Origin of the sequence: Kribbella sp. CA-253562 (genome assembly GCF_050942265.1) — a bacterium.
Lineage (GTDB): Bacteria > Actinomycetota > Actinomycetes > Propionibacteriales > Kribbellaceae > Kribbella.
Genome location: NZ_CP192049.1, coordinates 1395614 through 1422084, shown reverse-complemented (window position 1 = coordinate 1422084; position 26471 = coordinate 1395614). Strand labels below are relative to the sequence as shown.

At 70.6% G+C, this 26471-nt stretch carries 24 protein-coding genes; 13 read left to right on the top strand and 11 right to left on the bottom strand.

Annotated elements, in window-relative coordinates:
* Positions 1 to 68: 68 nt before the first annotated feature.
* On the top strand, positions 69 to 758 hold the full coding sequence (locus ACQPXM_RS06880; protein WP_432945932.1) for a uracil-DNA glycosylase: 690 nt from the start codon (positions 69 to 71) through the stop codon (positions 756 to 758).
* Here the strand turns inward: ACQPXM_RS06880 and ACQPXM_RS06875 are convergent.
* On the bottom strand, positions 736 to 2403 hold the full coding sequence (locus ACQPXM_RS06875) for an ABC transporter ATP-binding protein (RefSeq protein ID WP_432945930.1): 1668 nt from the start codon (positions 2401 to 2403) through the stop codon (positions 736 to 738). The genes ACQPXM_RS06880 and ACQPXM_RS06875 overlap by 23 nt on opposite strands.
* A gap of 116 nt (positions 2404 to 2519) precedes the next feature.
* Positions 2520 to 4229, bottom strand: coding sequence for an ABC transporter transmembrane domain-containing protein (locus tag ACQPXM_RS06870; protein ID WP_432945928.1), 1710 nt, complete (start codon positions 4227 to 4229; stop codon positions 2520 to 2522).
* A 218-nt stretch (positions 4230 to 4447) separates the two neighbouring features.
* Here ACQPXM_RS06870 and ACQPXM_RS06865 point away from each other — a divergent pair, with 218 nt between their 5' ends.
* From ACQPXM_RS06865 to ACQPXM_RS06835, 7 genes are all read left to right on the top strand, one after another.
* A complete protein-coding gene (locus ACQPXM_RS06865) occupies positions 4448 to 5647 on the top strand; it encodes an ROK family protein (protein WP_432945926.1) in 1200 nt (399 codons plus the stop codon).
* A gap of 85 nt (positions 5648 to 5732) precedes the next feature.
* Positions 5733 to 7061: an ABC transporter substrate-binding protein gene (locus ACQPXM_RS06860; RefSeq protein WP_432945924.1), complete on the top strand. Its 1329-nt coding sequence runs from the start codon at positions 5733 to 5735 to the stop codon at positions 7059 to 7061.
* On the top strand, positions 7061 to 8026 hold the full coding sequence (locus ACQPXM_RS06855) for a carbohydrate ABC transporter permease (protein ID WP_432945922.1): 966 nt from the start codon (positions 7061 to 7063) through the stop codon (positions 8024 to 8026). Before ACQPXM_RS06860 ends, ACQPXM_RS06855 begins: the two co-directional genes overlap by 1 nt.
* Before the next feature lie 19 nt (positions 8027 to 8045).
* The gene (locus ACQPXM_RS06850; protein WP_432945920.1) at positions 8046 to 8930 is read left to right on the top strand and encodes a carbohydrate ABC transporter permease; all 885 of its coding nucleotides are present in this window, start codon (positions 8046 to 8048) and stop codon (positions 8928 to 8930) included.
* Positions 8927 to 10180 (top strand): 6-phospho-beta-glucosidase, encoded by a 1254-nt coding sequence (locus ACQPXM_RS06845; protein ID WP_432945918.1) that lies wholly within the window; start codon positions 8927 to 8929, stop codon positions 10178 to 10180. The genes ACQPXM_RS06850 and ACQPXM_RS06845 overlap by 4 nt, the downstream gene beginning before the upstream one ends.
* Positions 10171 to 11373, top strand: a complete 1203-nt coding sequence (locus ACQPXM_RS06840) for an N-acetylglucosamine kinase (protein WP_432945916.1) — start codon at positions 10171 to 10173, stop codon at positions 11371 to 11373. Before ACQPXM_RS06845 ends, ACQPXM_RS06840 begins: the two co-directional genes overlap by 10 nt.
* Positions 11374 to 11517: 144 nt before the next feature.
* Positions 11518 to 12045 (top strand): hypothetical protein, encoded by a 528-nt coding sequence (locus ACQPXM_RS06835; RefSeq protein ID WP_432945914.1) that lies wholly within the window; start codon positions 11518 to 11520, stop codon positions 12043 to 12045.
* Positions 12046 to 12126: 81 nt separating this feature from the next.
* Here the strand turns inward: ACQPXM_RS06835 and ACQPXM_RS06830 are convergent, their stop codons facing one another.
* Positions 12127 to 13023 (bottom strand): mechanosensitive ion channel family protein, encoded by an 897-nt coding sequence (locus ACQPXM_RS06830; RefSeq protein ID WP_432945912.1) that lies wholly within the window; start codon positions 13021 to 13023, stop codon positions 12127 to 12129.
* Between the two features lie 230 nt (positions 13024 to 13253).
* Here ACQPXM_RS06830 and ACQPXM_RS06825 point away from each other — a divergent pair, with 230 nt between their 5' ends.
* Positions 13254 to 13709: an N-acetyltransferase family protein gene (locus tag ACQPXM_RS06825; protein WP_432945910.1), complete on the top strand. Its 456-nt coding sequence runs from the start codon at positions 13254 to 13256 to the stop codon at positions 13707 to 13709.
* A 15-nt stretch (positions 13710 to 13724) separates the two neighbouring features.
* On the opposite strand, the gene ACQPXM_RS06820 is transcribed toward ACQPXM_RS06825, so the two are convergent.
* Together ACQPXM_RS06820 and ACQPXM_RS06815 are read right to left on the bottom strand one after the other, a co-directional pair.
* The gene (locus tag ACQPXM_RS06820; protein ID WP_432945908.1) at positions 13725 to 15026 is read right to left on the bottom strand and encodes a neutral zinc metallopeptidase; all 1302 of its coding nucleotides are present in this window, start codon (positions 15024 to 15026) and stop codon (positions 13725 to 13727) included.
* A gap of 21 nt (positions 15027 to 15047) precedes the next feature.
* Complete coding sequence (locus ACQPXM_RS06815; RefSeq protein ID WP_432945906.1) at positions 15048 to 16241, bottom strand: neutral zinc metallopeptidase; 1194 nt, start codon at positions 16239 to 16241, stop codon at positions 15048 to 15050.
* A gap of 216 nt (positions 16242 to 16457) precedes the next feature.
* Between ACQPXM_RS06815 and ACQPXM_RS06810 the strand changes: the two genes are divergently transcribed.
* Entirely contained in the window at positions 16458 to 17225 is a 768-nt protein-coding gene (locus ACQPXM_RS06810) for an SDR family NAD(P)-dependent oxidoreductase (RefSeq protein WP_432945904.1), read from the top strand.
* A gap of 25 nt (positions 17226 to 17250) precedes the next feature.
* Here the strand turns inward: ACQPXM_RS06810 and ACQPXM_RS06805 are convergent, their stop codons facing one another.
* Positions 17251 to 17703: an N-acetyltransferase family protein gene (locus ACQPXM_RS06805; RefSeq protein ID WP_432945902.1), complete on the bottom strand. Its 453-nt coding sequence runs from the start codon at positions 17701 to 17703 to the stop codon at positions 17251 to 17253.
* 82 nt (positions 17704 to 17785) lie between these two features.
* Here ACQPXM_RS06805 and ACQPXM_RS06800 point away from each other — a divergent pair, with 82 nt between their 5' ends.
* Together ACQPXM_RS06800 and ACQPXM_RS06795 are read left to right on the top strand one after the other, a co-directional pair.
* Complete coding sequence (locus ACQPXM_RS06800; RefSeq protein ID WP_432945900.1) at positions 17786 to 18514, top strand: SAM-dependent methyltransferase; 729 nt, start codon at positions 17786 to 17788, stop codon at positions 18512 to 18514.
* Between the two features lie 122 nt (positions 18515 to 18636).
* Complete coding sequence (locus ACQPXM_RS06795) at positions 18637 to 19059, top strand: hypothetical protein (protein WP_432945898.1); 423 nt, start codon at positions 18637 to 18639, stop codon at positions 19057 to 19059.
* A 47-nt stretch (positions 19060 to 19106) separates the two neighbouring features.
* Here the strand turns inward: ACQPXM_RS06795 and ACQPXM_RS06790 are convergent, their stop codons facing one another.
* Genes ACQPXM_RS06790 through ACQPXM_RS06780 form a run of 3 tightly spaced genes read right to left on the bottom strand, consistent with a single transcriptional unit; the run spans position 19107 to position 21380 of the window.
* Positions 19107 to 19847: a class E sortase gene (locus ACQPXM_RS06790; protein WP_432945896.1), complete on the bottom strand. Its 741-nt coding sequence runs from the start codon at positions 19845 to 19847 to the stop codon at positions 19107 to 19109.
* A 44-nt stretch (positions 19848 to 19891) separates the two neighbouring features.
* Complete coding sequence (locus ACQPXM_RS06785) at positions 19892 to 20449, bottom strand: molybdenum cofactor biosysynthesis protein (RefSeq protein ID WP_432945894.1); 558 nt, start codon at positions 20447 to 20449, stop codon at positions 19892 to 19894.
* Positions 20442 to 21380: a LysR family transcriptional regulator gene (locus ACQPXM_RS06780; protein ID WP_432945892.1), complete on the bottom strand. Its 939-nt coding sequence runs from the start codon at positions 21378 to 21380 to the stop codon at positions 20442 to 20444. The genes ACQPXM_RS06785 and ACQPXM_RS06780 overlap by 8 nt, the downstream gene beginning before the upstream one ends.
* A 109-nt stretch (positions 21381 to 21489) precedes the next feature.
* On the opposite strand from ACQPXM_RS06780, the gene ACQPXM_RS06775 reads away from it, so the two are divergent.
* Positions 21490 to 22299: an alpha/beta fold hydrolase gene (locus ACQPXM_RS06775; RefSeq protein WP_432945890.1), complete on the top strand. Its 810-nt coding sequence runs from the start codon at positions 21490 to 21492 to the stop codon at positions 22297 to 22299.
* 314 nt (positions 22300 to 22613) lie between these two features.
* Here ACQPXM_RS06775 and ACQPXM_RS06770 read toward each other — a convergent pair whose 3' ends face one another.
* On the bottom strand, positions 22614 to 23459 hold the full coding sequence (locus tag ACQPXM_RS06770; RefSeq protein WP_432945888.1) for a TrmH family RNA methyltransferase: 846 nt from the start codon (positions 23457 to 23459) through the stop codon (positions 22614 to 22616).
* Between the two features lie 9 nt (positions 23460 to 23468).
* Positions 23469 to 26372 carry an AfsR/SARP family transcriptional regulator gene (locus ACQPXM_RS06765; RefSeq protein ID WP_432945886.1) on the bottom strand — a complete coding sequence of 968 codons (2904 nt, stop codon included), beginning with the start codon at positions 26370 to 26372 and terminating at the stop codon, positions 23469 to 23471.
* Positions 26373 to 26471: the final 99 nt, after the last annotated feature.

Genomic DNA, 26471 nt, shown 5'->3' with positions numbered 1-26471 from the left:
ACCACTGAAGCACTCTTCCTCTCTTCCTCTCTTCCGACCCCGGGGTGCGTCACCCAACGGGAACTGGGATGCTTGCTCGGGTGAGTTCCAAGTCGTTGGACGAGTTGATGGCGGCCGACTGGGCCGAGGCGCTGGCGCCGGTGCGGGACAACGTGGCGCGGATGGGGGAGTTCCTGCGGGCGGAGATCGCCGCGGGGCGGCCTTATCTGCCCGCCGGGGAGAACGTGTTGCGCGCCTTCCAGCGTCCGCTGGGAAACGTGAAGGTGCTGGTGGTCGGCCAGGATCCGTACCCGACGCCGGGACACCCGGTCGGACTGAGCTTTTCGGTGGCACCGGACGTGCGCCCGATCCCCCGCAGCTTGGCCAACATCTACCGCGAGCTGATGGCCGACGTCGGCGTCCCCGCGCCGTCCAACGGCGACCTGACCCCGTGGGCCGACCAAGGTGTGCTGATGCTCAACAGAGTGCTCACCGTGCAGCCGGGCAAGCCTGCCTCACATCGCGGCAAGGGCTGGGAAGCCGTGACCGAGCAGGCGATTCACGCGCTCGTGAAGCGCGGCGGTCCGCTCGTCGCGATCCTCTGGGGTCGTGATGCCCAGACGCTCAAGCCGATGCTCGGCGACGTCCCGTACGTCGAAAGCGCGCACCCGAGCCCGATGTCGGCCGACCGCGGCTTCTTCGGCTCCAAGCCCTTCAGCCGGGTGAACGCCCTGCTGCAGGAGCAGGGCGGCACCGCTATCGACTGGCGCCTTCCGTAGCCGTGGTGCCCGTCCAGCTGTGCCACAGCTGGGCATAGCTGCCCCCGGACGCCAGCAACTCCGCATGCGTCCCGGACTCCACCAGCTTGCCCTGGTCCATCACGACGATCCGGTCCGCCTGCTCGGCCTGCGTGAGCCGGTGCGCCACCACGAGCGTCGTACGGCCTTCAGTGGCGGCAGCACTCGCTCGCTCGAGCTCCCGCGCACCAGCTGATCCCGCCTCCGCCGTCGCCTCGTCCAGTACGGCGACCGCCGGGTCGGCGAGCACCAGCCGAGCCAGCGCGACCTGCTGCGCCTGCGCGCCGGTCAGCTGTTCGCCGTTCTCGCCAACGTGGGTCTCCAGCCCGTCCGGCAACGCCCGGACCCATGCCAGCGCGCCGACTCGCTCCAGCGCGGCCTCCACCTCGGCGACCGTGGCATCGGCCCGAGCCAGCCGTACGTCGTCCACCAGTGGCCCGGAGAACACGTGGACCTCCTGGCTCAGCAGGGCAACCTGCGAACGCGTCCGAGCCTCTCCCAGCTCCCGGATGTCCACACCACCGATCCGTACGACCCCACTGGTCGGTACGAGCACCCCAGCCGCCACCGCGGCCAGAGTGGTCTTGCCGGCTCCACTGGCGCCGACCAGCGCGACCCGCTCACCAGGCATCAGCTTGAGCGACACCCCGTCCACCACGAGCGGCCCGTCGTACGAGTGGCTGACGTCAACCAGCTCCAGCGTCGCGTCGGCGGGCACCGGGCCAGCAGGTGGCTCCGAGGCGGCCGGAATCTCCACCACCCCAACCAGCCGTGCCAATCCGGCAGCAGCCGTCTGCACCGCGTCGAACTCCATCAGCAGCGCACCGATCGGGTTGAACAACCGGTGGAAGTACAGCGCGGCAGTCGTCACCGCACCGACCGTCACCAGCTCCCCGCGGACCAGGAAGAACCCGGCCACCAGGATCCCCGTCAGACCGACGAACTCCGCGTGGTTGATCCGTGAGGAGAAGAAGCTGAACAGCCGGAAGACGTTCAGCGACAGATCGCGCGCGACGGCCGAGCGGTCGCGGATTCGTTCCAGCTGGATGTCCTCCAGCCGGTACGCCCGGACCGTCGCGCTGCCGCGCAGCGACGTGATGATCGCCTCGGACCGCTCCCCGAGCGCCGCTCGCTCCCGCGCGTAGAACGGCGCCGAGCGCGGCAGGTACCACCGCAGGGCCCACAGGTACATCGGCAACGACAGCAGCCCGGCCAGCCCGAGCCGCCAGTCCAGCGCGAACAGCCCGGCCGCCGTCAGCACGATCGTCAAGGATGCCGACAGCAACACCGGCCCGATCTGCGTCAGCGCGGTCGCGACCGCCGACACGTCGTCGCCAACCCGCGACAGCAGATCGCCGGTCCGCACCTTGTCGAGCACGGGCGCCGGCAACTGCAGCACCCGATCCAGCACCTTCTCCCGCAGCCGGGCCAGCACGGTCTCCCCGACCCGCGCCACCAGCGTCACCCCGACAGCAGTCAGTACGCCGGACGCCAGCGCGGCCGCGCCGATCAGCAGCACCACCCGTACGACGGCCGACCGGTCCGCGCCGGAGGCAATGTCGTCGACCAGCACGCCCAACGCCCAGGGCGCGACCAGCCCAGCCGCACTCGCACCAGTGATCACCACGGCTGCCACCAACGACAGCCCTCGCAACCGCCGAATCTCCCGCCACAACACCGACCAGGTAGCCCGAGGCCCAGCAATCGGCAGCAACGCCGGAGCGCTCGTTGGCTCAGGCGCGCTCATCGCAGCACCGCCTCGGCGTACGCCTCGTCCTGAGCCGCCAGCTCGGCATGCGAACCCACCGCAACCACAACCCCGTCAGCCAGCACCACCACTCGGTGCATCTTGCCCAGCAACGCCGGACTGCTGGTCAGCACCAGCGTCCCCAACGACGGCACCGCACGAGCCTCCACCAGCCCCTCGGCCAAGACCTCCTCGGTCACCGCGTCCACCGCCGTACTGGGGTCGTGCAGCACCAGCACCGGCGGCTCAGCCAGCAGCGCCCGCGCCAGACCGAGCCGCTGCCGCTGGCCGCCCGACAGCGTTCGCCCGCGATCGGTCAGCGGATGGTCCAGCCCATCAGCATGTGCGTCGATCACGTCGGTCGCCGCGGCGGCGACCACGACCTCCCGCAGCCGGCCCTCGTCCGCCTGCGAGCCGGCCAGCAGATTGCTCCGCAACGTCCCCTCGAACAGGTCCGTGTCGTGCTGCTCGACCAGTACGGACCGCCGCAGCAGATCGATGTCCAGCTCCTCCATTGCCAGACCGCCCACGGCCACCGTCCCCTCGTGCTCCGGCGCGCGGCCGGAAACGACCGCCAGCAAGGCATCCGCGTCCCTCGGGTCGTAGCAGAGCACCCCGACCAGCTCCCCCCGCCGCACCGTAAGGCTCACCCCATCCAGCGACTTGTGCCGGACCGCCGACAGCTCGAGCAGCGGCGCCGAGGGGTTCACCGACACGGCCGACCCCGTCACCCGCAAGGGCGCCGACCCCAGCACCGTAGCCAGCCGGCCCGCCGACGCCTTCGCCATCGCCAGCACCTGGCTGACGTACCCCAACGTGCTCACCGGCTCAGCGACGAACTGCGCCAGTCCGACCACGGTGATCAGCTCCCCGATGCTGATCCGCCCGTTCAACGCGAACCACCCGGCCACACCGGCCACCGCCGCCAGCAGCAACCCGCTGGCCGCCATGGTGACCCCGTCCTGCAGCCCGTTGGTCGACGCGGCCTTCAGCGTGGCCTGCAGAGTCGCCTGACTCGACCGCCGGTACCGCTCAGCCGCGTTGTGCTGCGCCCCGATCCCCCGCAGCGCGCGCAACCCGCTCACCAGGTCGGTCGCCAGCGCCGTCGTACTGGCCACCGACTCCTGCTGGTCAGACGTACGCCGGGTCAGCAGCGGCGAGAGGGCCTGGATCCCCACCACCAACAACGGCACTCCCACCAGTACGCCGACCCCGAGCGGCACGTCGATCAGCAGCAGCACCACCGACGACACGGCCAGCGCGGTCGACGCGGCGATGCCGATCGCCACCGCGCGCAGCACCAGCGCCGCCTTCTCGGCGTCCGACGTCGCGATCGACAGCAACTCCCCGGCCCGCATCCCGGTCCGGTGCCCGCGCGGGTCCAGCACCCGCTGGGCGACCTCCAGCCGCAACTGGTGCATCTCGTACTCCGCCGATCGCACACCATGCCGGGCACCGGTCCGCCACGCCGTCGACAGGACGGCGAAGAGCCCGACCATCATCAGCACGCACCACACCAGCGGCTCCAGCCGGCCGGTCGACACCGCCCGGTCGACGAAGATCCCGATCGTCACCGGCACGGCCGCCTCGGTCGCCTGGTGCAGCGACAACCAGAACACCCCCAGCGCGAGCCGCTTGCGATGCCGGCCGAGAGCGCGGCGCAGGACCCGGCCGGCGGTGACCTCTTCCCCCACGGCGAACGTCACGAACAGGCCTTTCCCTGGGGCGGACGGAGCAGACAAGTAAGCCCACCCTAACCTCCGCCGGGACCGGCCCCGGCCGAGCTGTCCACGAGTTCGCTCGACCGATTGACACCGCCGGGCCGGACCCGTACGGTCTCGCGGTAATAGGAAACTTTCCTAACAGTTGGCGGGAAACGGCACGGCACCCGCATCAGACGGCGTCAGGAGGGCAGGGTTAGCTCATGGCCAGTACACCCGGCACTCCCCGCCTGCTCCGCGCGATGAACGACCGCGCCGCTCTCGACCTGCTGCTCGCCCACGGACCGCTGTCCCGGACGACGCTCGGCAACCTGACCGGCCTGTCCAAACCGACCGCCTCCCAGCTGCTGTCCCGCCTGGAGACCGCCGGCCTGGTCCGGCCCAGCGGCACCAGCGCCGGCCGGCCCGGCCCGAACGCGCAGCTCTACGAGATCAACGGCAGCATCGCGTACGTCGCGGGCCTGGACGTCACCCCGGCCCGGATCCGGTCGGCCGTCGCGGACCTGACCGGGAAAGTGGTCGGCCGGTACGAGCTGCCGACCCCCGGCCGCAGCGCCAAGGGCACCGTCGAGCGGGTGGTCAAGGCCGTCGAGGGCGCGCTCGGCGAGGCCGGCCTGACCAAGGACCGCCTGCACCGGGTCGCGATCGGCACGCCGGGTGGCTTCGACCCGACCACCGGCCGCCTGCGCTACGCGATGCACCTGCCGGGCTGGCACGCGCCGCACCTGCTCGAGGAGCTCGCCGCCGCCATCGCCGTACCGCTGGACGTCGAGAACGACGTCAACCTGGCCGCTGTCGCCGAGCAGCGCGTCGGCCACGCCGCGAACAGCGACAACTTCGTCCTGCTCTGGGGCGAGGAGGGCATCGGCGCCGCGATCGTGATCAACGGCCGGCTGGTCCGGGGCGCGACCGGCGGTGCGGGCGAGGTCGCCTTCCTGCCCCTGCCCGGTACGCCGCTGGTCCGCAACGTCGGCCGCAACAACGCCGGCGGCTTCCAGGAACTGGCCGGCGGCGAACCCGTGCTGGCCCTGGCCCGGTCCCACGGCCTCAAAGCCCGTACGCCGGAAGCCGCGATCGCCGCCGCGCTGGACACCCCCGGCGCCGGTGACACCGTGCTGGCCGAGTTCGCGCACCGGCTGGCCGTCGGTCTGGCGGCCGTCGTCGCCGTGGTCGACCCCGAGCTGATCGTGCTGTCCGGCGGCGTGATCACCGCCGGCGGCGAACGGCTGCGCGGCCTGATCCAGGAGGAACTGGCCGAGCTGGCCGTTCCCCGCCCGCGGTTGCTGATGACCGCCGTCCCCAACGACCCGGTGCTGTCCGGGGCTCTGCAGTCCGCCCTGAGCATCACCCGCGACGAAGTCTTCGACACTGCCGGCCCGACCAGTGGAGGCGGCGCCGACTAACCACCCGTAGTCCCCCGAAACCCAACGGACAGGTCCGCGACCTGATCCGGTGGATCCGTACGCGCCAGATCAGGGAGAAACCGTCATGTCCCGAGTCCACAGGGCCGCTCTCGCCGCCGCCGCGATCGCGCTGCTCACCACCGCCTGCACCGGTACGTCGAGCACGCCGGCCGCCAACGACGACGCCACGAAGGAGACCACGATCACCTTCTGGCACGGCTGGAGCGCGCCGAGCGAGGCGGCGGCGATCGACGCCAACGTCAAGGCGTTCGAGGCCGCGCATCCCAACATCAAGGTCAAGGTCGTCGGCAACATCAACGACGACAAGATCAAGCAGGCCCTGCGCGCCGGCGGCCCGAACGCGCCGGACGTGGTCTCGTCGTTCACCACCGACAACGTCGGCACGTTCTGCCAGTCCAAGGTCTTCGCCGATCTGAAACCGTTCCTGGACAAGTCGGGCATCGACCTGGACAAGACGTTCCCGAAGCCGCTGCAGGACTACACCCAGTTCGAGGGCACGCGCTGCACGCTGCCGCTGCTGAACGACGCGTACGGCCTGTACTACAACAAGGACGCGTTCAAGGCGGCCGGCATCACCGCCCCGCCGAAGACGCTGTCGGAGTTCGACGCGGTGGCCAAGAAGCTGACCAAGCCCAAGGGCGACAGCTACTCCCAGCTCGGCTTCATGCCGAACTTCCACGGCTACGAGTCGACCACCACGCACTTCGCGGCGCAGTGGAACCCGACGTACTTCACGCCCGAGGGCAAGTCCAACCTGGCCGGCGACCCGGCGTTCGGGCAGATGCTCACCTGGCAGAAGAACCTGGTGGCCGAACTCGGCGGTTTCGCCAAGCTGGAGAAGTACCGGGCCACCTTCGGTGACGAGTTCGGCGCGAAGAACCCGTTCCACACCGGCCAGGTCGCGATGGCGATCGACGGCGAGTGGCGGCTCGGCATGGCCAAGGAGGCCGGCACCACGTTCGAGATCGGCGTCGCGCCGTTCCCGGTGCCCGACGACCAGGCCGACAGCTACGGCAAGGGCTACCTGTCCGGCACGGTGATCGGGATCGCCAGCACCAGCCAGAAGCAGAACGCCGCCTGGGAGCTGGTCAAGTACATGACCACCGACACCGACGCCGTGGTGAGCTTCGCCAACGCGATCCACAACGTGCCGTCCACGCTGGAGGCGCTGAAGTCGCCCAAGCTGCAGGCCGACGAGAACTTCAAGGTCTTCCTCCAGATCGCCCAGCACCCGAAGAGCAGCACCACCCCGGCCAGCCCGAACGGCGGCGCGTACCAGCTGACGCTGCAGGACTTCGGCTTCGCCTTCGAGTCCGGCAAGCAGACCGATCTGGCCGGCGGCCTGGCGAAAACCGACCAGCAGATCGACAAGGACCTCGCGCAGGCCAAGTGATGACAACCGCCTCCTCCATGGTGAAGCCCGGCCCCGGCCTGCGCGGCAAGCAGCGCCGGGACCGGCTCCGGATCCTCGCCTTCCTGTCCCCCTGGCTGATCGGCGTCAGCGTCTTTTTCCTCTACCCGCTGATCTCGACCGTCTACTTCAGCTTCATGAAGTACGACGGGTTCACGCCGCCGGCCTGGACCGGCCTGAAGAACTGGTCCTACGTCTTCACCGACTACCCGTTCTTCTGGCCGGCCCTGCGCAACACCCTGTGGCTGGTGATCGTGATGGTGAGCCTGCGGGTCCTGTTCGGGCTCGGCATCGGCCTGCTGATCACCAAGGTGAAGACCGGTGCCGGGTTCTTCCGGACCGCCTTCTACCTGCCGTACCTGGCGCCGCCGGTGGCCGCGACGATGGCGTTCGCGTTCCTGCTCAACCCGGGAACCGGTCCGGTGAACAACATCCTCGGCAGCATCGGCCTGCCGCAACCGGGCTGGTTCAACGATCCGGCGTGGTCGAAGCCCGCGCTGACGCTGCTGGCGTTGTGGGGCATCGGCGACCTGATGGTGATCTTCATGGCCTCGCTGCTCGACGTACCGCAGGACCAGTACGAGGCGGCGTCGCTGGACGGCGCCGGGGCGTGGCAGAAGTTCCGCTACGTGACGCTGCCGAACATCTCGCCGATCGTGCTGTTCGCCGTGGTCACCGGGATCATCCAGACCATGCAGTACTACACCCAGCCACTGGTCGCCGGGAAGGTCGCCAGCGGGGTGATTGGTGGCTCAGGGCAACAGTTCCAGCCGGGCTACCCGGAGAACTCCACGCTGACGTTGCCGCAACTGGTCTACAACCTCGGCTTCCAGCGGTTCGACACCGGCGGTGCGAGTGTGGTCGCGCTGGTGCTGTTCGCGCTCGCGATGCTGTTCACCGCCCTGCTGATGCGCCGCCGCAGCGGCTTCCTGGGCACGGACGACTGAGGGGTCTGCCGAGATGACGATGACGACTTCCCTGACCGCCGCCCCGGTCCCGATGACCGCGGCGGGACGCACCGCACGGCGTACCCGGGCACTGCACTGGATCGCCGTGCACTCGCTCGCGATCGCGGCCGCGTTGTTTTTCGTGCTGCCGTTCGTGTTCGTCGCGCTGACCGCGCTGATGAGCGACCAGCAGGCGCTGACCCGCAACCTCTGGCCGGACAGCTGGCACTGGGAGAACCTCCGCACGGTCTGGGAGACCCCGGGTTTCCTGACCTGGTGGAAGAACACCCTCCTGTACGCCGGACTCGGCACCGCGCTGACTCTGCTGTCGAGCATCCCCGTCGCGTACGCGCTGGCCCGGTTCAAGTTCCGCGGCCGCAACCTGGCGCTGATGCTGGTGATCGCGACGATGATGCTGCCGCCGCAGGTGGTGATCGTGCCGATGTACCTGTTCTGGGCCAAGCAACTGCACCTGTCCGGGACGCTGTGGCCGCTGATCATCCCGATGGCCTTCACCGACGCGTTCTCGATCTTCCTGCTGCGCCAGTTCCTGCTCACCATTCCGAAGGACTACGTCGACGCCGCCAAGGTGGACGGCTGCGGCGAGTTCAAGGCGCTGGTCCGGATCGTGCTGCCGATGGCCCGGCCGGCCATCGCGGCGGTCGCGCTGTTCCAGTTCTTCTACTGCTGGAACGACTACTTCGGCCCGCAGATCTACGCCGCGGAGAACCCTGCCGCCTGGACGCTGAGCTACGGCCTGGAGTCTTTCAAGGGCGCCCACCACACCAACTGGAACCTCACCATGGCCGCCACCTTGCTGGTGATGGCGCCGGTGATCATCCTGTTCTTCTTCGCCCAAAAGGCCTTCATCGAAGGCGTCACACTCACAGGGGTCAAAGGTTGAAACTCACAGTCGTAGGCGGCGGATCCACCTACACTCCCGAGCTCGTCGACGGGTTCGCCCGGCTGCGTGACTCGCTGCCCGTGGACGAACTCGTCCTGGTCGACCCGGCCGCCGACCGGCTCGAGCTCGTCGGCGGACTCGCCCAGCGGATCTTCGCCAAACAAGGACATCCCGGCCGGGTCAGCACGACCGGCGACCTGGACGCGGCCATCGACGGCGCGGACGCCGTACTGCTGCAACTGCGCGTCGGCGGCCAGGCCGCCCGGAACCAGGACGAGACCTGGCCGCTGGAGTGCGGCTGCGTCGGGCAGGAGACGACCGGCGCGGGCGGACTCGCCAAGGCGCTGCGGACCGTGCCCGTCGTCCTGGACATCGCGGAGAAGGTGCGCGCGTCCAACCCGGACGCCTGGATCATCGACTTCACCAACCCGGTCGGCATCGTCACGCGGGCGCTGCTGTCCGAGGGACACAAGGCCGTCGGGCTGTGCAACGTGGCGATCGGGTTCCAGCGGCGCTTCGCCCGGTTGCTGGGGGTCACGCCGGAGCAGGTCGCGCTGGACCACGTCGGGCTCAACCACCTGACCTGGGAGCGCGCGGTCCGGGTGGACGGGGTCGACCGACTGCCCTCGCTGCTGTCTGAGCATGTCGGCGAACTCGCGGCTGACCTGAAGCTGCCGGCCGAGCTGCTGCTGCAGTTGGGCGTCGTACCGTCGTACTACCTGCGCTACTTCTACGCGCACGACGAGGTGGTGCGCGAGTTGCTGGAGAAGCCGTCGCGGGCCGCCGAGGTCGCGGCGATCGAGAAGCAGCTGCTCGACCTGTACGCCGATCCGTCGCTGGACGAGAAGCCCGCCCTGCTGGAGCAGCGCGGCGGCGCGTACTACTCGGAGGCCGCGGTCGCGCTGGCGTCGTCCCTGCTGAACGACACCGGTGACGTGCAGGTCGTCAACACGCTCAACAACGGCGCGCTGCCCTTCCTGCCCGACGACGCGGTGATCGAGGTCCCCGCCACCGTCGGCGCCACCGGGACGACGCCGCTGCCGATCTCACCCCTCGAACCGTTGTACGCCGGACTGGTGGCGAACGTGACGGCGTACGAGAATCTTGCGCTGGAGGCAGCTCTGAAGGGTGGTGCGGACCGCGTGTTCACGGCGTTGCTGGCGCATCCCCTGATCGGGCAGATCGAGTACGCCCGGGCGCTCACCGACAAGCTGATCGCGCACAACCGCGAGCACCTGCCATGGGCGTGACCGAGGCGTTCGAGGCCGAGGCCCTCCAGGCACCCCTGGTCCCTGGAGGCGTACTCGCCTTCGACGCCGGCAACAGCAAAACCGACGTCGCCCTGGTCGCCGCCGACGGCACAGTCCTCGGCACCGCCCGAGGCGGCGGCTTCGAGCCGCACCTCATCGGCGCCCAAGCAGCCGTCGACGGCCTGGTCCCGCTGGTGATGGAGGCGGCCCGCGCCGCCGGTCTCGCCGTTGGACCGGGTTTTCGCCCGCTCGCCGGAGGCGAAGCAAACGCCGGGCTCGCCACAGACGCCGTCGCCGAAGGCGACAGGCGGTTCCGGGGCGGCGGCGCCATCTCCAACCATCCACCCGCCGTCGCCGAAGGCGACCGGCGGTTCGCGGCGGGCGGCGCCCCCTCACCCATCCCCCTGGTGGAACAGATCTCGGCGTGCCTGGCGAACGCTGACCTGGCCATCGAGGAAGAGCGGCTGGCGGAAGCCTTCCGCTCGTACGGGTGGGCTTCCCGCGTGCACGTCGCCAACGACACGTTCGCCCTGCTCCGGGCCGGGATCGACGAGCCGCGCGGTGTCGCGGTGGTGTGCGGTGCCGGGATCAACTGCTGCGGCCTGCTCCCCGACGGCCGGACGGCGCGGTTCCCCGCGGTCGGCAAGATCTCCGGCGACTGGGGCGGCGGGCAGCAGCTCGCCGAGGAGGCGATCTGGGCCGCCGCCCGCGCCGACGACGGCCGCGGACCGGCGACCGCGCTGAAGACCGCCCTGCCCCAGCACTACGGCGTCCGCTCGATGACCGAGCTCATCGAAGCGATGCACCTCGGCGGCATACCGGTCGTCCGCCGCCTGGAAGCGGTGCCCGTGCTCTTCCAGGTCGCCACCGCCGGCGACGAGGTCGCGGCCGCGATCGTGCACCGCCAGGCTGAGGAGATCGTCGCGATGGCCACCGTCGCCCTGCGCCGCCTCGACCTGCTCGACGTCCCGACGCCGGTGATCCTCGGCGGCGGCGTGCTCACCGCCAACCACCCGCTGCTGCTACGCCAGATCACCACCCAACTCACCGCCGCGGCACCGCACGCGATCCCCCAGATCGTCGAGGTCCCACCCGTCGTCGGCGCGATCCTGCTCGGCCTCGACCACACCGAAGCCGCCCCGGAGGCCCACCGGGCGATCCGGACGACGTACCGGACGAACCGCCCCGCCTGACCCCGCACGAAGCGCCTCACCTGACCGCGGGACAGCACCGTTCACGACCGCCGTACCCACCGGGTACGGCGGTCGTCGCTGTTCCGGCACCGCCAATGACGTCCACCAATTGCGTCGGCTTGATTGCAGTGTAATCATGCTTACATGAGTACATCGCTGGATGACGAGCGGGTGCGCGGCTGGCTGGACGGCCGGCTCCCGCAGGAGTGGTTCGAGGGATCGCCGGAGGTGACGCTCGATCGGGACGAGATCCTGATCGTCGGCACGATCGCGGCTCCCGAGCAGGCCGGGGACGTCAGTCCGGCCGCACGGTCCGCCGCCGAAGAGGGCCGGATCAAGCAGTTCCGTGAGGACACCCGCGAACGCCGGATCGAGATCGCCCAGGAGCTCGAGCACGCCACCCGCCGCAAGGTCGCCTGGGGGGTCCGCTGCGGCGAGACCCGGACGGTCTTCACCTCGCTGTCCGCCCCGGTGATGACCCGGCTGCGGCAGCCCGAGCGCCAGGTCCTCGACACCCTGGTCGACGCCGGCGTGGCCCGCTCCCGTAGCGACGCGCTCGGCTGGTGCGTGAAGCTGGTCGCCCAGCACAGCGACACCTGGCTGAAGGACCTGCGCGACGCGATGGCCAAGGTCGAGGACGTCCGCCGCGCGGGCCCGGACGCTCAGAAATAGCAGCCGGGTGGGTGCGACCCGATCCGATCGCACCCACCCGGGGAACTCCCGCCGGCGGTGACCCCGCCGGACGGGAGAGGTTTACCGCCGGCCGTCCGACCAGTTGCCGTCGGCACCGGTCGTGCCGTTGGACCAGCCGTTCTGCGGTGCGCCGTGGCTGGCCGGGTATTGCTCTTGTTCACTCCGGTAACCGGACTGACCACCCTGGTGACCATCGGCGCCGGTCTGGTAGCCGTTGCCCTGGCCGTTCTGGTAGCCGTTGCCCGTCTCGTAGCCGTTGCCCGGCTCGTAGCCGTTCGAGGCCGGCCGGTTGGCGGCCATCGCCTGCCCCCGGTCGAACAGCGTGCGCAGCGCCTCGCCGGCCAGCTCCCGGCCGCCGAGCCCGAACGCCAGACCCAGCGCCAGCGCGACACCGCCGAGCACGATCAGCAGCGTGTTCCCGGTCAGCTGGACCGCGATGCCCAGCTGCGTCAGCGCGGCGAAGGCGGCGTACACCAGGATCGCGTACTTGCCGACTTTGGCCAGCGTCTCGTTGCCGGTGGCACCCCGGATGATCGCGGCCAGGAAGTTGGCGAACAGCGCCGCCAGGCAGACGATCACGATCGCGGCGAAGATCCGCGGGATGTAGCCGAGCATCGCGCTCATGAAGTTCGAGATCTCCGGCACGCCGAGCGCCGAGGCGAACATCGTGAAGCTGATCAGGAACACGAACCAGAACACGACCTTGCCGAGCATCGCCGAAGCGGTCAGCCCCGTGCCGGACCGCTGCAGCACGCCGGACACGCCGGCCCGTTCCATCCACTGGTCGAAGCCGACCTTGCCGAGCAGTTTGCCGACCAGGTTGCCGAGCACCTTCGCGACCAGGTAGCCGACCACCAGGATCACGATGCCGCCGAGCAGATTGGGAATGAAGCCGAGAAGCTTGCCGAAGGCATCTTCGAAGGGCTGGGTGAAGTCGATTGCCAGTGCTGCAGACATCGGACCATCTTCCTTCCGGACTGAGCCCGCACCGCCGGCCGCGCGCACCGCTGCACACGACCCCGGCCACGGGCGGATGCAGTGGTGTCTGCTCCACCCGTGCCCGCCGTCACACCCCGCAAACGCCTGTTTCCTAACGCAATGTGATTGCATAAGGCAATGAGCGTGACGGTCAGATCCTTCTGACCCGCCGCGCCGAACCGGTTCACCCGGCTGCGAGAATGCGCCTCATGACCGCTGCCGAGCTCCGCCGTGCCACCCTCGCCGACGTGCCCGCGATCGTCGCGCTGATCGCCGACGACCAGCTCGGCGCGACCCGCGAGTCGCTCGACGACCTGACCCCGTACGCCGAAGCCTTCGCCGCGCTCGACGCCGACCCGAACCAGCTGCTGATGGTTGCCGATCGCAACGGCGAGGTGGTCGGCACGTTCCAGCTGACGATCATTCCCGGCCTGTCCCGGCGGGGCTCGACCCGCGCCCAGATCGAGGCGGTCCGCGTCGCCGCCTCGGCCCGCGGCACCGGCCTGGGCACCACGCTGATGCAGTGGGCCGTCGACGAGGCCCGCCGCCGCGGCTGCTCCCTGGTCCAGCTGACGTCGGACAAGACCCGCACCGACGCCCACCGCTTCTACGAGAACCTGGGTTTCACCAACAGCCACGAGGGCTTCAAGCTCCGGCTGGACTGAGCCACCGGTACGGCGTCAGCTCACCTTCGCCGGCGGGGCGACGAAGGTGTTGCAGGAAGCGGGGTTCGCGGTCTTGAACGCCGTACCGGCCCACAGCCACATGTTCTTGCGGGAGCCGTGGTCGCGCTTCTTCTTCGGGTCGTACTCGTCGCCGGTGTGCTTGGTCTGCCACTCCCAGAGCCGCAGCCGCTCGCCGGTCAGGCCCAGGGCCGTCTTGTTCGCGCCGAGCCACGCCGCGCCGAGGCAGCTGGCCTGGAGCTCCATCCGGCGGTTCTCCTCGAGCTTGGCCGCCTCGGTCTTCGCCCAGCCCTCCCGGGATCGGGACGAGATCAGGATGTTGGTGAGCAGCTGCACGTGGTGCGCGTACTCGTGCGACAGCGTGTCCATCGCGCGCGCCCGGCCGGCCTCGGGATTCTGCCGGAAGAACTTGGAATCCTGGTCCCCGCGCATGGTGATGATCTCACCGTCACCACAGTAGAAGGCCGAGTCGGCGGGCTCGCCGAGGCACGACGTCTGGCCCTTCGCGTACAGCTGCAACTTCGGCGGCCGGAACTCGTAGCCGGCCTTGCGGACCAGCGGCGCCCACGCACGGTTCAGGCACGGCAGCAGCGCCTGGTAGAACCGCAGCGCGGCAGCCTCCGTGGTCGGCTTCACCTTCGGCTCGGCACAGTTGACGGCGGCAACCTTCCCGGCCTTGTACAGACCGTTCTGCTTCACCCGGACGGCGTCCGGGACCGGCTGCACGGTCACCGTGACCGTCGGCTGCGGCGGCGCCGGCAGCGGCTCGGTCTGCTTCACCGACGGCTTGGAGAGTGGGCTCGCGACGGTGTCGAACGTGTCCATCGCGCGGTAGCCGAGCAGAGCGGCACCGGCCAGGGCGACGATTCCGGCGACAGCGCCGGTGATCACCACCGGCTTCGGCAACCGCCGCGCCGGACCGCCCGGCGCCGGATCGCTGAACTGCGGCGCCCGGCGGCTCGACGGTGAGTTCCAGCCCACCGGCCGGCTGCCACCACGCTGCCGGGCACCGGTCAACGGGGTCGACGGTGCCCCCGGCAACGGAGCTGGAGGCGGGGCACCGAACCCGGTCTGCCCGGCCTCGGTCGGCAGCGGAGCACCCTTGCGCTGAGTGGGTTCGCCCGCGGAGATCGGCTTGGCCTTGCTGAGTCCCATCGGCTGCGGCCGTCGTACCGGCCGGGAGGCCGCCTCCTGGGCAGGACCGGACTCGCCGTCGCCACCAGGCAGGAAGTGGCCGGGTGCGGGCACGCTCGGCGGGGACTCCGGTGCCGGGTCGGGCTCGGTGGGGGCGTCGGTCATGGTGTTCCCAGTCTTCTCGCGTCAGCTGACCTTGGCGGGGGCCGCCACGAAAGTGTTGCAGGAGGCGGGATCGCCGCTGCCGAAGCCCCGGCTCATCCACTGCTCCACGTTCTTGCGGGATCCGTGGTCACGGACCTTGTCCTTCGCGTCCTCGTCGCCACTGTTCCGCGTCCGCCACTGGTATTTCGCGAGCAGCTCACCGCGCAGCGGGAAGGTCGCCTTCTCGGTCCCGAGGAACACCGCCGACAGACACGCGGCCTGCAACGCCTGCCGCCGGTCCAGTTCCAGCGCGGCGGCCTTGTTCGGCGCCGTGTCGCCCATCGACCCGGCCGCTTCGTAGATCCCGGTCAGGTGCTGTACATGCAGGGCGTACAGGTAACCGAGGCCGACCGCGAGATCGACGCGCGCCAGCGGCCGGTTGTCCGCGAAGTCCTCCGGCCAGTCCTCCCAGCCCATCGCCAGCACGCCGCCGTCGGCCGGGCAGTAGGTGTCCAGGCCGTCGTCGTGCACACCGCACGCGGTCTCCTGGCCGTTGTCGAAGATCACCAGCTTCGGCGGGTTGAACTCGGCACCGGCCTTGCGCACGACCGGCTCCCACGCCTTGTTCAGGCAGCCGAGCAGCGTCTCGTAGTACGCCCGGACGTTGTCCTTGGTCGTCGGCCGGTACGCCGGCTCCTTGCATCCGGCCGCGGCCAGCTTGCCGGTCGAATAGAGCTTGTTCTGCGCGGTCACTACGGCGTCCGGCGTCGCGTCACCGGCCGGTTTGGCCGCGTCGGGGTCGTCGGTGCCGCGGACCGACGGCGCGCCCATCGGGCTGGCGACGTAGTCGTCGAACGACGCGAGCAGCTTCATGCCGCCGAAGGCTAGGCCGGCGATCAGCACCAGCACCCCGGCGACAACGCCGGCGACCAGCAGCTTCGACCGCTTCTTCGGTACGAACGGGATCGGCTCCGGCCGGTACCGCGCGTTGAACGCGGCGACGGCGCGATCGCCAGGCGGCGGCGGACCGATCCGCGAACCGTGCAGCGGCGGCGGACCGGCGGGCGCGTCGGCACCCAGCCGGGGCGTCGGCGCGGCCAGCGGCGTGCTCCCGGCGGTCGGTGTCGTCCCAGCGGTCGAGGTCGTGGTCCCGGCCGTCTGGGGTGTGGAAGCAGGCTGGTCGCCGGTGCCGCCAGGAAGAAAGTGCCCAGGCCCAGGTGCTCCGTCGTTCGCCATGCTGTCCCGCATCTCCCCAGTTCGCGGCCACGACGGCCGGCCCACCCAAAAGTCTGTCGGCGACCGGACCCACCCCCTGGCCCGCAACCGCCGGACGATGCTACTGCGCGACACGCCGGACGGCGTACCGGATTGCAGCTATTGACATCGATCCGCGACCTTGGCCGGCGTTGTCCTACGCTGAGTCACCCGCCACCAACGTTACGGAGTACCGGGATGAGCGTGCTGGACACTTTCGGGCTGGACGGCCGCCGGGTCCTGGTCACCGGCGGCAACCGCGGTCTGGGCCGGGCCTTCGCGCTCGCGCTCGCCGAGGCCGGCGCCGACGTCGCGATCGCCGGCCGTGACACCGAGCGCAACGACCGGGTCGTCACCGAGATCGCCGACCGGGGCCGCCGTGGCCTGGCCATCACCGCCGACATCACCCGGCGCGAGGACGTCACCGCGATGGTCGAGCAGGTGACCGCTGAGCTCGGCGGCATCGACGTCCTGGTCAACAACGCCGGCATCGCCATCCACCGGCCGGCCCTCGAGGTCACGGACGAGGAGTGGCAGCAGGTCATCGACCTCAACCTGACCGCGCTGTGGAACACCAGTACGGCGGTCGCGCGCGGCATGATCGCGGCCGGCGGCGGCGTGATCGTCAACGTGGGCAGCATGTCCGCGCAGATCGTCAATCGCCCGCAGTGGCAGGCGTCGTACAACGCCTCCAAGGCCGCGGTCCATCACCTGACCCGCAGCCTGGCCGCGGAGTGGGCCCCGCACAACATCCGGGTCAACGCGATCGCACCGGGCTACGTGAAAACCGACATGGCTCCGGTCGATCGGCCCGAGTTCCGGCAGAACTGGATCCTCGACGCGCCGCAGCAGCGCTACGCCACACCCGAGGAGATCGCGCCTTCGGTGGTCTATCTGGCCAGCCCCGCCAGTTCCTTCATGACCGGCTCGGTTCTCGTGATCGACGGCGGCTACTCCGTCTACTGATCGCAGTGGTCATCACGCCGCGAGTTCAGGACTCCTGCTTTTCCGACAGGTCGAGCGACAGCTCCAGGTCGCCGTACTCGTCGGTCCCGAGCTCGGTGAACCCGGCCGCTCGCATCGTCGCCAGACTGGCGGCGTTGCCGGGTTCGACCGTCGCGTAGACCGAGGTCGCGCCCTGCTCGCGGGCGAGCTGGATCAGGAGCGCCAGAGTCTGGTGCCCGAGGCCCTGGCCTCGCCGGTCCGGCGCGACGTAGAAGGTGATCTCGGCTTCGCCGTCGAGGATTTCCAGGTCGACGAACCCGACCGGCCCCTGGTCGTCGCGGACCAGCCGCCCGAACCGCGTCGATGCCTCCAGCAACGGCGCCCACCGGCGTACGGCGTGCCCGTAGAAGTCGCCGACGATCGCCGCGCCGACCGGATCGGCCGCCAGCCAGTCCTCGACCTGGCGGAGTCCGTCGGGGTCCATCGGCTCCATCCGCATGCGACGACTCTGCCCCGGCGGGTCGCGCCTCACAACCTCAAACCGGTTGCGACCGCGGCGAGCGGTCCGGTTGGCTGACCGGATGGAGTTGCTGAAGCGGCCGGAGTACCCGCTGTCCTCGAAGTACGACCCGGCGTGGGTGGTCGCCAACGACATGGGCCCGCACCCGCTCTGGCTATTGGAGGACCTCGCCCGCGACCTGGAGCTGCGGCCAGGGATGCGGGTGCTCGACCTGGGCTCCGGCAAGGGCGTGACCAGCGTCTTCCTGGCCAAGGAGTACGGCGTACAGGTGTGGGCCGCGGACCTGTGGATCGACCCGACCGAGGCCGCGGCCAACTTCACTGGGCTCGACATCACCGCATTGAAGGCGGAGGCGCATGCGCTGCCGTTCGCGCAGGGCTTCTTCGACGCGATCGTCTGCATCGACGCGTACGAGTACTTCGGCACGGCGGACGGCTACCTCGCGTACCTGACCGGTTTCCTCAAGCCCGGCGGCCAGCTCGGCGTCGCCACGCCGGCCCTGCGCCGGGAGATCCGCGAGCTCGGCTACATCCCCGAACACATCAAGCAACTCGTCGGCTGGGAAGCGATCGCCTGGCACACCGCGGACTGGTGGCGGTTCCACTGGGAGATCACCGAACTCGTCGACGTCACATCGGCTCGCCTCCAGGAATCCGGCTGGCACGACTGGCTGACCTGGGCCCAGGCCCTCACCGCCCACCGCGGCGCGCCGGACCCGGCTTTGGAGATGCTCGAGCGGGACCAGGGCGAGTACCTGACCTTCGCGCTGCTCACCGCCCGCAAACGCTGACCCCGTCGACCTCGAGCACCGCCCGGTCATCGATCCGGATCCCGTGGCTGGTGGGTGCTCGAGGAGGGTTCGGCGGGGACCCGGTGGGTGTGGAGTTGGCGGTGCGGGAGATGCTGAGGGGTATGAGCTGGGCTATCTACGCAATGCGAGGACCGGGCGGTGTCCGTCGGCTGGACGAGATTCCGGAGGGCTACCAACCACCGTCACTGGGGACCGCGGACGAGGTGGTCGAGATCGTCCGCGAGGTCGCTCCGGGCGTCGACGCCACCAAGAAGTCGTGGATGGTGCTGCGCAGCGACGACTACGACGTCGAGATGTCGATCGGCAAGGGGGTCGACGTGCACGACGTCACCTTCTACCTGAACGACGGCGAGCGGTCGATCCCGGTGGTGATGGAGATCAGCCGGCGGCTCGGCGCGACGCCGTACGACACCGAGTCGGGCAACTTCCTCACCGAGCAGTCCCGGCCGCCGGTCCCGCCGCCGCTGACCGAGGAAGAGATCAAGGCGAACAAGCCCAAGTGGTGGAAGTTCGGCCGCGCCTGACCGGACCCTCGCGATCGCCCGTACGGCGGGCGGTTCGCCTTGGCGGGTCAGCTCGCCGGGCGGGTGGCGACCAGGGTGCCGATCTTGTTGATCCGGTGCTCGGGGTTGCCCAGCGCGTCCTTCCAGTAGTTGCCCTGGGCATGGTCTTCGGGCGTCGCGCAGGTGCTCAGGGTGATCTTGGCGCGGGTCGGCGCGACCCCGGGACGGCCCGGCACGGCCGCGTTCTGCTGCGCCAGCTCGGCCGGCTTGCGGAACGAGATCGTCATCGTCTGGTCGATCACGTAGTCGTACACCACCCCGCCGGCCGTCACCAGCACATGGTCGCCGTTCTTCAGTTGCGGCACCCGCCCGAACGGCCTCCCGTGCGTCGTCCGGTGCGCGGTGACGATGAAGTTGCCGACCTCGCCCGGCCCGACGCCGCCGCGCGCTCCACGCGGTGAGGCCGCGACGCCGCGGTCCTGGATCACCGTGCCCGGCCGGTCGTCGGCGGTTCCGTTGTACGGGACCACGCGCAGTCCTCTGACCCGCAGCGCCGGGATCGCCAGCACCGACGACGTCGTACGCCGCGCGGTCGGTGAGGGGGTCGGGCTCGGAGTCGCCGGGCTCGCCTTCGGCGTCGGCGTGGTGCTCGGCGTCGCGGTGGTCGGAGCCGGCTCCGCCGCACCCCCGGTCGGCGTCCCAGGCGCACCGGCAGAAGCCGACGGCGTACCGGCCGGATCCCCGGCGACATCCGAGCACCCCACCAGCACCCCGGTCAGCAGCGCAGCCGCCACCCACCGCCTCACCATGCCAGGAAACTAGCCCGGCCCACCGAAAGCCAGCCGAAACCGCCTCAGACCCTCAGCACCGCCGGCCCGAGCCGCAACTCCCCGTCGTCCAGCGGCTCGCACCGTACGCCGCCATGCCCACGCAGCCCCTTGAACGCCCCCGGCGCGACCGCCACGTCCATCCAGGCGCATGGATTCGCCGGTCGATGTGCCTGGAACCGCACCGGCCCGGAGCCCGAGTCGAGCGAGAACACCTGCCCGTCCACCCGGCTCCCGTCCGCCAGCCGCCGCGCCGCGAGCGTGTCCACCGGGAACCCCCGCAGCACCACGTTCCTCCGCAGCAGGTGCGGATCAGGCACCGAGTCGAGCCCGAGCCCATCAGCCAGCGCCTCCAGAGCCTCGAAGTCGAAGACCGTCACCGCGGCCTTCCGATGCACCGCCTGGTTGAAGTACCGGTCCCCCACCAGCCCCAGCCCGGCCCGCACCGTGACCCGGTCGACCACCCCGTCGAGCGGATCGACCAGGGGCCCGTCCTGCGGCCGCCCCTCGTACGCGTGCACCGGCGACACCAGCAACGCCACGACCTCCACCTGCGCCACCACACCGCCCGACACGTCACTCACCCGACTCAGGCCGCGGCAGCCAGGCCCCTTCCGGCTGGTCCAGCCAGCCCTCAGTCCTCGCCAGCCGGTCCACCGCCGCATGCAGCGCGACCAGTCCCGGGTGCCTCGACTCCCTGCGCCAGTACATCGCCCACGGGTAGAGCGGCACCGGCTCCACCACCGGCCGCACCACAGACCCCGGCACCACCGGCTGAGTGCTCAGCGCAAGGATCGGCGCGTTCCGATCGCGTAGATGCTGAGCAACCTCGTCCGCACCCAGCACATGCGGATGCGCCCCACTCGCCTCGATCCCCAGCGGCGACAGCAGTTGCAGTACGGCGTGCTCCCACCCAGCCGTCACGTGGTCGCCCGCCCGGAAGCACACCCCCGCCCGACCCAGCTCAGCCACCGGTACGGCGTCCAGCTCGGCCAGCGGATGCCCTTCCGGCAGCAGCACTGTCAGCGGCTCTCTCCGGACCTCCCGCCGCTCGAGCTCGCCGTACGAGCCGGTGAGCCGACCGAACATCACGTCGAGCCGCTCAGCCAGCAACTGCGGCGCAGCGGACTCCCCACCCGTGTGGAACCGAGCGAAGAACTCCACCTCGGGAGCGATCCGCCGAGCCTCGGCCAGCACCAGCGACGGAGTCAGACCGGGTCCGACGACGTCCACCGTCAGCGAGCGGGCCTCACCGCGCAGCTCCAGCACCGTCGCGTCGTGCAGGGCGATCAGCTGGCGGGCCCGGCCGAGCAGCGTCTGCCCTGCCGGGGTCAGCGTCACCCGCCGCGTGGTCCGGTCCAGCAGCCGTACGCCGGCGCGCTCCTCCAGCCGCTGGATGTCCCGGCTGAGCGCCTGCTGCGCGACGTACAGGTTCTCCGCGGCGCGGCTGAAGTGCAGCTCCTCGGCGACCGCGACGAAGTACCGCAGCAGGCGGATCTCCAGATCGTCGGGCACGCCACCCAGTTAACACACCTGGAGTGTTAATCGGCCAGGAACAGGTGTTGGAGCAGCGCCCGGCTTGTGGGGCATCGTCGAAGCCACCACCTCGACCAGGGAGCCTCCGATGCAGCACAACACCCTCGCCGTCCCCGGCGCCACCTTGTACTACGAACTGCGCGGCCACGGCCCGCTGGTCCTGCTGACCGGCTCCCCGATGGACGCGCGGTCCTTCACCCCACTGGCCGAATTGCTGGCGACCGACCACACCGTGCTCACCACCGACCCGCGGGCGATCAACCGCAGCTCGGTCGAGGACCGCGACCAGGACTCGACACCGCAGCAGCGAGCGGACGACCTGTCCCGGCTCATCGGGCACGTCGGCGCCGGGCCGGCGATCGCCTTCGGGTCGAGCGGCGGTGCCGTATCGGTGCTCGCGCTGGCCGAGGCCCACCCGGAGCAGCTCACCGCGGTGATCGCGCACGAGCCGCCGATCGTCGGGCTGCTGGACGACGCCGCCCGCCTGCACGCCGAGACCGACGCGATGTGCGCGACGTACCTGGCCGGCGAGGTGATCGACGCCTGGCGGCAGTTCATGGCGCAGGCGAACCTGCAGGTCCCGGACGAGGCGCTGGAGCTGATGTTCGGCGGCGAGCGGGATCCGCGGTCGGTCGCGGACGAGCGGTTCTGGTTCGAGCACGAACTGCGGCCGACCACGCACTGGATGCCGGACCTGGCGGCGCTGCGCTCCACGCGAGTGCTGGTCGGGCTGGGTGAGGAGTCCAGCGGCCAGCTCTGCGACCGCACCTGCCACCGGCTTGCGGCGGAACTGGGCATCGAGCCGACGGTGTTCCCCGGCGACCACACCGGCTTCGCGGACCAGCCGGACGCCTTCGCGAAGGTGCTGCACGAGGTCCTGCGGGAGATCCTCGGGTAGACCGGCCCGGTCCTCGGCGCGCCTGCTCGGCGTACGGGGCTACAGCGGGTAACAGTGGGGTGATGACCAGAGGTGATCGGCAACCCGAGTGCAAGCCGTGGTGCAGCCCCAAGCACTACCGCTTCTGCGGTGGCGCGTGCTGCCCCCATCTGCACCAGGTCACCCGGGACGGGAAAGACGCCGGCCGAGACCCGGCCCGCCTCTCTGGCCGCACTCGCGCCGGCGTCTGAAGTTCACCGTCGTGACTGGTGCACCGACTAGGTGCCCACGGATTCACGCCGCATGCATGTGATGTGGAGCACATTTTAGATCTTTCAGTGCCGGTTGGCCACCTCGAACGCGACCACGGCCGCCGCGACCGCGACGTTGAGCGACTCGACCCCGTTGTGCAGCGGGATCCGCAGGTCGGTGTCGGTCCGCACCGAGATCCCGTGCGTCTCGCCGCCCAGCACGAACACCGACCGCGGCGCCAGTTCCGTCCGGAACAGCGACCGCTGCGACCGGGCCGACAGCCCGTAGATCTCGTAGCCCGCGTCGCGGAACGCGTCGACCGCGCCCTGGGCGGTCGGCGCGTTCACGATCGGGGCCTGGAAGGCGACACCGGCCGACGCCTTGATCACCAGCGGCCCGACGTGCGGCGTACCGGCGCGCGGCAGTACGACGCCGTCGAAGCCCGCGCCGGTGGCGGTCCGCAGGATCATCCCGACGTTGCCGGGATTCGTCACGCCGTCCAGCAGGAAGACCCTGGTCGGTCGCCGGCCGCGGTTGCGCAGGAAGTTCTGCAGCGGGGTCATCCGGGGTGCGTCGACGTCGGCGACCACGCCCTGGTCCTGCTTGCCGTTGCCGGCCAGCCACTTCACCCTGGTCGCGGTGGCGCGCTCGACCGGCGTACCGACCTTGCGGGCGGTGGCCAGGATCTCGTCCAGCGAGTCCCCACCGGCGTTGTCGGCGACCACCACCTTGGCCACCGTCAGCGCGGGATCGTTGAGCGCCTCGAGCACCGGCTTGCGGCCGAAGATCGTGATCCACTTGTCCCGCGGCGACAGCTCGGCCCGGTCGCTCTCGCCGGTCCGGCCTGAGGACCTGGCACCGCCTGAGGACCTGGGCCCTTCCGAAGGCCTGGGCTGCCTGGGCGCTCCGCTACCTGTCCGCCGACTCACCGAGCCACCTTATCCGCCGCACGCCCTGGCTCCGGCCGCCAGCCGGCCTCCCGCACCCCGGTACGACGGCCCGATGGTGACCTGGTCCGACAACCGCTCCCGGACCTTGGCCGCGGCCGCGTCGTCCAGGCCGGCCAGCAGGTCGAGCGCGTGGGTCCAGGCGTCCCGGGCGCCGTCCGGGTCGTCGGCCGAGGCCAGGCAGTCGCCGAGGTTGATCAGCGTGGTCGACTGGTTGACGGTGTCGCCCAGCTCGGCGAACGTCGCGATCGCGTGCCGGTAGGCCCGGGCGGCCTCGGTGTGATGGCCGAGCAGGTGGTGCGCCTGGCCGACGCTGTCCCAGGTGTTCGCCTCACCGTGCCGGTCGCCGATCTCGGCCCACAGCCGCAACGACTCCAGGCACAGGGTCAGTGCCTGGCGGTGGTTGCCGAGCGTCGAATAGGCGTTGCCCAGGTTGTTGATCGTCATCGCCCGGATCACCGGGTCCTTGGTCAGATCCAGCGTCTGCCGGTAGAGCCGGACCGCCTCGTCGGTGTCACCCCGGTCGGAGGCGAGCGTGGCCAGCGTGGCGTACCCGTTGGCGGCCCGGTCGGTCTCGCCTTCCTCCTCGTACACCGCGATGGCCAGCAGCAGGTGCGCCTGCGCCTCGTCGTACTGCTGGAGCCGGAGGTGGCCACGGCCCAGGCTGACGTGGAACCGGGCCTGCAGCAGCCGGTCGCCGAGCCGGTCGGCAGCGGCCAAGCCGGTCTCGTCCGACGCGAGCGACTGGCGCCAGCGGCCGGTCCGGTACAGGTAGGTGTCGAGCACCCGCGCCAGCCGCCAGACGTGCTCGTCGAAGCCTTCGTCCACCGCCAGGCTCATTGCTGACAGCAACGGCTCGTGCTCGGTGGTGAACCAGCCGAAGGCCTGCTCGTAGTCGGCGCACTCGCGAACCACCACTCCGGGCCGCGGCTCGATCGGGTCGACCTGCGGCCGGTGCGGGTTGATCATGAAGTCCGCGGTCTGCGCGCTGACCGTGTAGTGGTCGAGCAGCCGGTGGATCGCGGCCCGGCGCTGCTCGGCCGGCAACTCGTCGGCCAGCTCGGCGGCGTACAGGCGGACCAGGTCGTGGTACATGTACCGGCCGGGCTCGCCGGCGAAAACCAGGTTGGCGCTGAGCAGCTCGCCCAGCAGCCGCCGGACCTGCGGCAGCGGCCGGCCGGTCAGGCTGGCCGCGGCCAACTCGTCGCAGGACATCGCCCGGTGCAGCGCCATCAGCCGGAAGAGCTCGGCCGCCGGCTCCGACAGCGCCCGGTACGACCAGGAGAACACCGAGCGGACGTCGACCACCGCGTCGACGTCCATGAACGCGTCGAGCACGCCCTGCTGGTCGCGCAGCTCAGTGAGCGCGGCGGACAGCGGGAAGTGCGGTGCGGTCGCGACCCGCGCGGCGACCACAGCGATCGCCAGCGGCAGCCGGCCACAGCGCTCGGCGATCTCGGCCAGCTCGGCGCTGTCCTGCCGGCCGGCCTGGCCGAGCCGCCGGTCCAGAAGCCGGACGGCGTCCTGCGACGAGAGCACGTCGAGCTCGATCAACGCGGCGCCGTCGTGCACGCTGAGGCCGCGCAACTGGTTGCGGCTGGTCACGATGACCAGACTCGAGTCGCCGCCCGGCAGCAGTGGGCGGACCTGCTCGGCGTCACGGACGTTGTCGAGCAGGATCAGCAGGCGCTTCCCGGCAACCAGGCTGCGCAGGTACGCCGCCTGGCGGTCCACGTCGTTCGGCAGCTGGTCCGCACGGACGCCGAGCGAGTCGAACAGCGCCATCAGCGCCTCGTGCACGGTCAGCGTGGGTCGCGCCGGGTCGAAGCCCCGCAGGTTCAGGTAGATCTGCCCGTCCGGGAACCGCTCGGCGATCCGGTGCGCCCAGTGCAGCGCGAACGCCGTCTTCCCGACCCCGGCCATGCCGGTCACCACGACCACCGACTGCGGCTCGTCGGAGTCGCAGCTCAGCAACGCCTCCGCGCGCTGCAGCTCGCCCTCTCGGCCGACGAACCCCCGCAGCCCAGCCGGCAGCTGCGCCGGCCGCACCGTAGCTTCGGCTTGCTCGTCTCCGCTGCTGAGCGCTCCCGCGTCTTCTGGTTGCGCAGGGGCGTTCACCGGACCGCTGGGAATCAGCGTGGGATCACCGCGCAGGATGCGCTCGTGCAGAGCTCGCAGCCCCGGACCGGGATCCACTCCGAGCTCCTCGGCCAGCAGCTCCTGCGTCTGGCGGTAGACCTTCAGCGCGTCGGACTGGCGGCCGTGACGATAGAGGGCGAGCATCCGGAGCTCGCGGAAGCGCTCGTCGAGCGGGTGCTCGGCGGTGAGCTGGTCCAGCAGCACCTCGGCGTCGCCGTACGCGCCGGCCTCGACCTGGGCGACCGCCTTCGCCTCCAGCGCCGTCAGCCGCAGCTGGTCGAGGTGGACGCGCTGCGACTCCGCGAACTCCCCCGGCACGCCGGCCAGTGCTGACCCTCGCCAGAGCGCGAGCGCCTCGTCGAGCAGCGCGATCGACTTCGCGTGGTCTCCCGCCCGGCCTGCGTCCTGCGCGGCGCCCACGGCTTCGCGGAACCTGGCCAGGTCGAGGGAGTCGGGTCCGGTGGGCAGCAGGTAGCCGTGCCCGACGGAGGCGATCACCGCGCTGCCCCCGTCACCCGTCGCGCCGAGAACCTTGCGTAACCGGTACACGTAGCTGCGGACGACGTGCTCGGCCGAGTTCGGCCTGTCTCCCGACCAGAGCGCGTCGACGATCTCCGGCACCGAGACCTGCGCGTTCTCACGGAGCAACAGCACCGCCAGGACGGCCCGCTGCTGCGGCGGCCCGAGCTCGAGTTCCCGCTCACCCCGCCACGCACGGACGGGCCCCAGTACGGCGAACCTCAGGTGCCCGGACACCTTCCTCCACTCCGGTCGGTCTAACCCCGCGACTGCCAGTGTGCAACATCGCACGAAGCGTGCGGCGACCAGCCGGGGTGACTGGCCGGTAGGTGAAAG

Excerpts from the sequence above, each read along its gene's own strand:
- ACQPXM_RS06855 (WP_432945922.1), top strand. The coding sequence starts at position 7,061 with ATGACAACCGCCTCCTCCATGGTGAAGCCCGGCCCCGGCCTGCGCGGC.
- ACQPXM_RS06800 (WP_432945900.1), top strand. The coding sequence starts at position 17,786 with ATGGAGTTGCTGAAGCGGCCGGAGTACCCGCTGTCCTCGAAGTACGAC.
- ACQPXM_RS06860 (WP_432945924.1), top strand. The coding sequence starts at position 5,733 with ATGTCCCGAGTCCACAGGGCCGCTCTCGCCGCCGCCGCGATCGCGCTG.
- ACQPXM_RS06775 (WP_432945890.1), top strand. The coding sequence starts at position 21,490 with ATGCAGCACAACACCCTCGCCGTCCCCGGCGCCACCTTGTACTACGAA.
- ACQPXM_RS06865 (WP_432945926.1), top strand. The coding sequence starts at position 4,448 with ATGGCCAGTACACCCGGCACTCCCCGCCTGCTCCGCGCGATGAACGAC.
- ACQPXM_RS06835 (WP_432945914.1), top strand. The coding sequence starts at position 11,518 with ATGAGTACATCGCTGGATGACGAGCGGGTGCGCGGCTGGCTGGACGGC.
- ACQPXM_RS06830 (WP_432945912.1), bottom strand. The coding sequence starts at position 13,023 with ATGTCTGCAGCACTGGCAATCGACTTCACCCAGCCCTTCGAAGATGCC.
- ACQPXM_RS06880 (WP_432945932.1), top strand. The coding sequence starts at position 69 with ATGCTTGCTCGGGTGAGTTCCAAGTCGTTGGACGAGTTGATGGCGGCC.
- ACQPXM_RS06820 (WP_432945908.1), bottom strand. The coding sequence starts at position 15,026 with ATGACCGACGCCCCCACCGAGCCCGACCCGGCACCGGAGTCCCCGCCG.
- ACQPXM_RS06795 (WP_432945898.1), top strand. The coding sequence starts at position 18,637 with ATGAGCTGGGCTATCTACGCAATGCGAGGACCGGGCGGTGTCCGTCGG.
- ACQPXM_RS06815 (WP_432945906.1), bottom strand. The coding sequence starts at position 16,241 with ATGGCGAACGACGGAGCACCTGGGCCTGGGCACTTTCTTCCTGGCGGC.
- ACQPXM_RS06805 (WP_432945902.1), bottom strand. The coding sequence starts at position 17,703 with ATGCGGATGGAGCCGATGGACCCCGACGGACTCCGCCAGGTCGAGGAC.
- ACQPXM_RS06790 (WP_432945896.1), bottom strand. The coding sequence starts at position 19,847 with ATGGTGAGGCGGTGGGTGGCGGCTGCGCTGCTGACCGGGGTGCTGGTG.
- ACQPXM_RS06850 (WP_432945920.1), top strand. The coding sequence starts at position 8,046 with ATGACGACTTCCCTGACCGCCGCCCCGGTCCCGATGACCGCGGCGGGA.
- ACQPXM_RS06840 (WP_432945916.1), top strand. The coding sequence starts at position 10,171 with ATGGGCGTGACCGAGGCGTTCGAGGCCGAGGCCCTCCAGGCACCCCTG.
- ACQPXM_RS06810 (WP_432945904.1), top strand. The coding sequence starts at position 16,458 with ATGAGCGTGCTGGACACTTTCGGGCTGGACGGCCGCCGGGTCCTGGTC.
- ACQPXM_RS06825 (WP_432945910.1), top strand. The coding sequence starts at position 13,254 with ATGACCGCTGCCGAGCTCCGCCGTGCCACCCTCGCCGACGTGCCCGCG.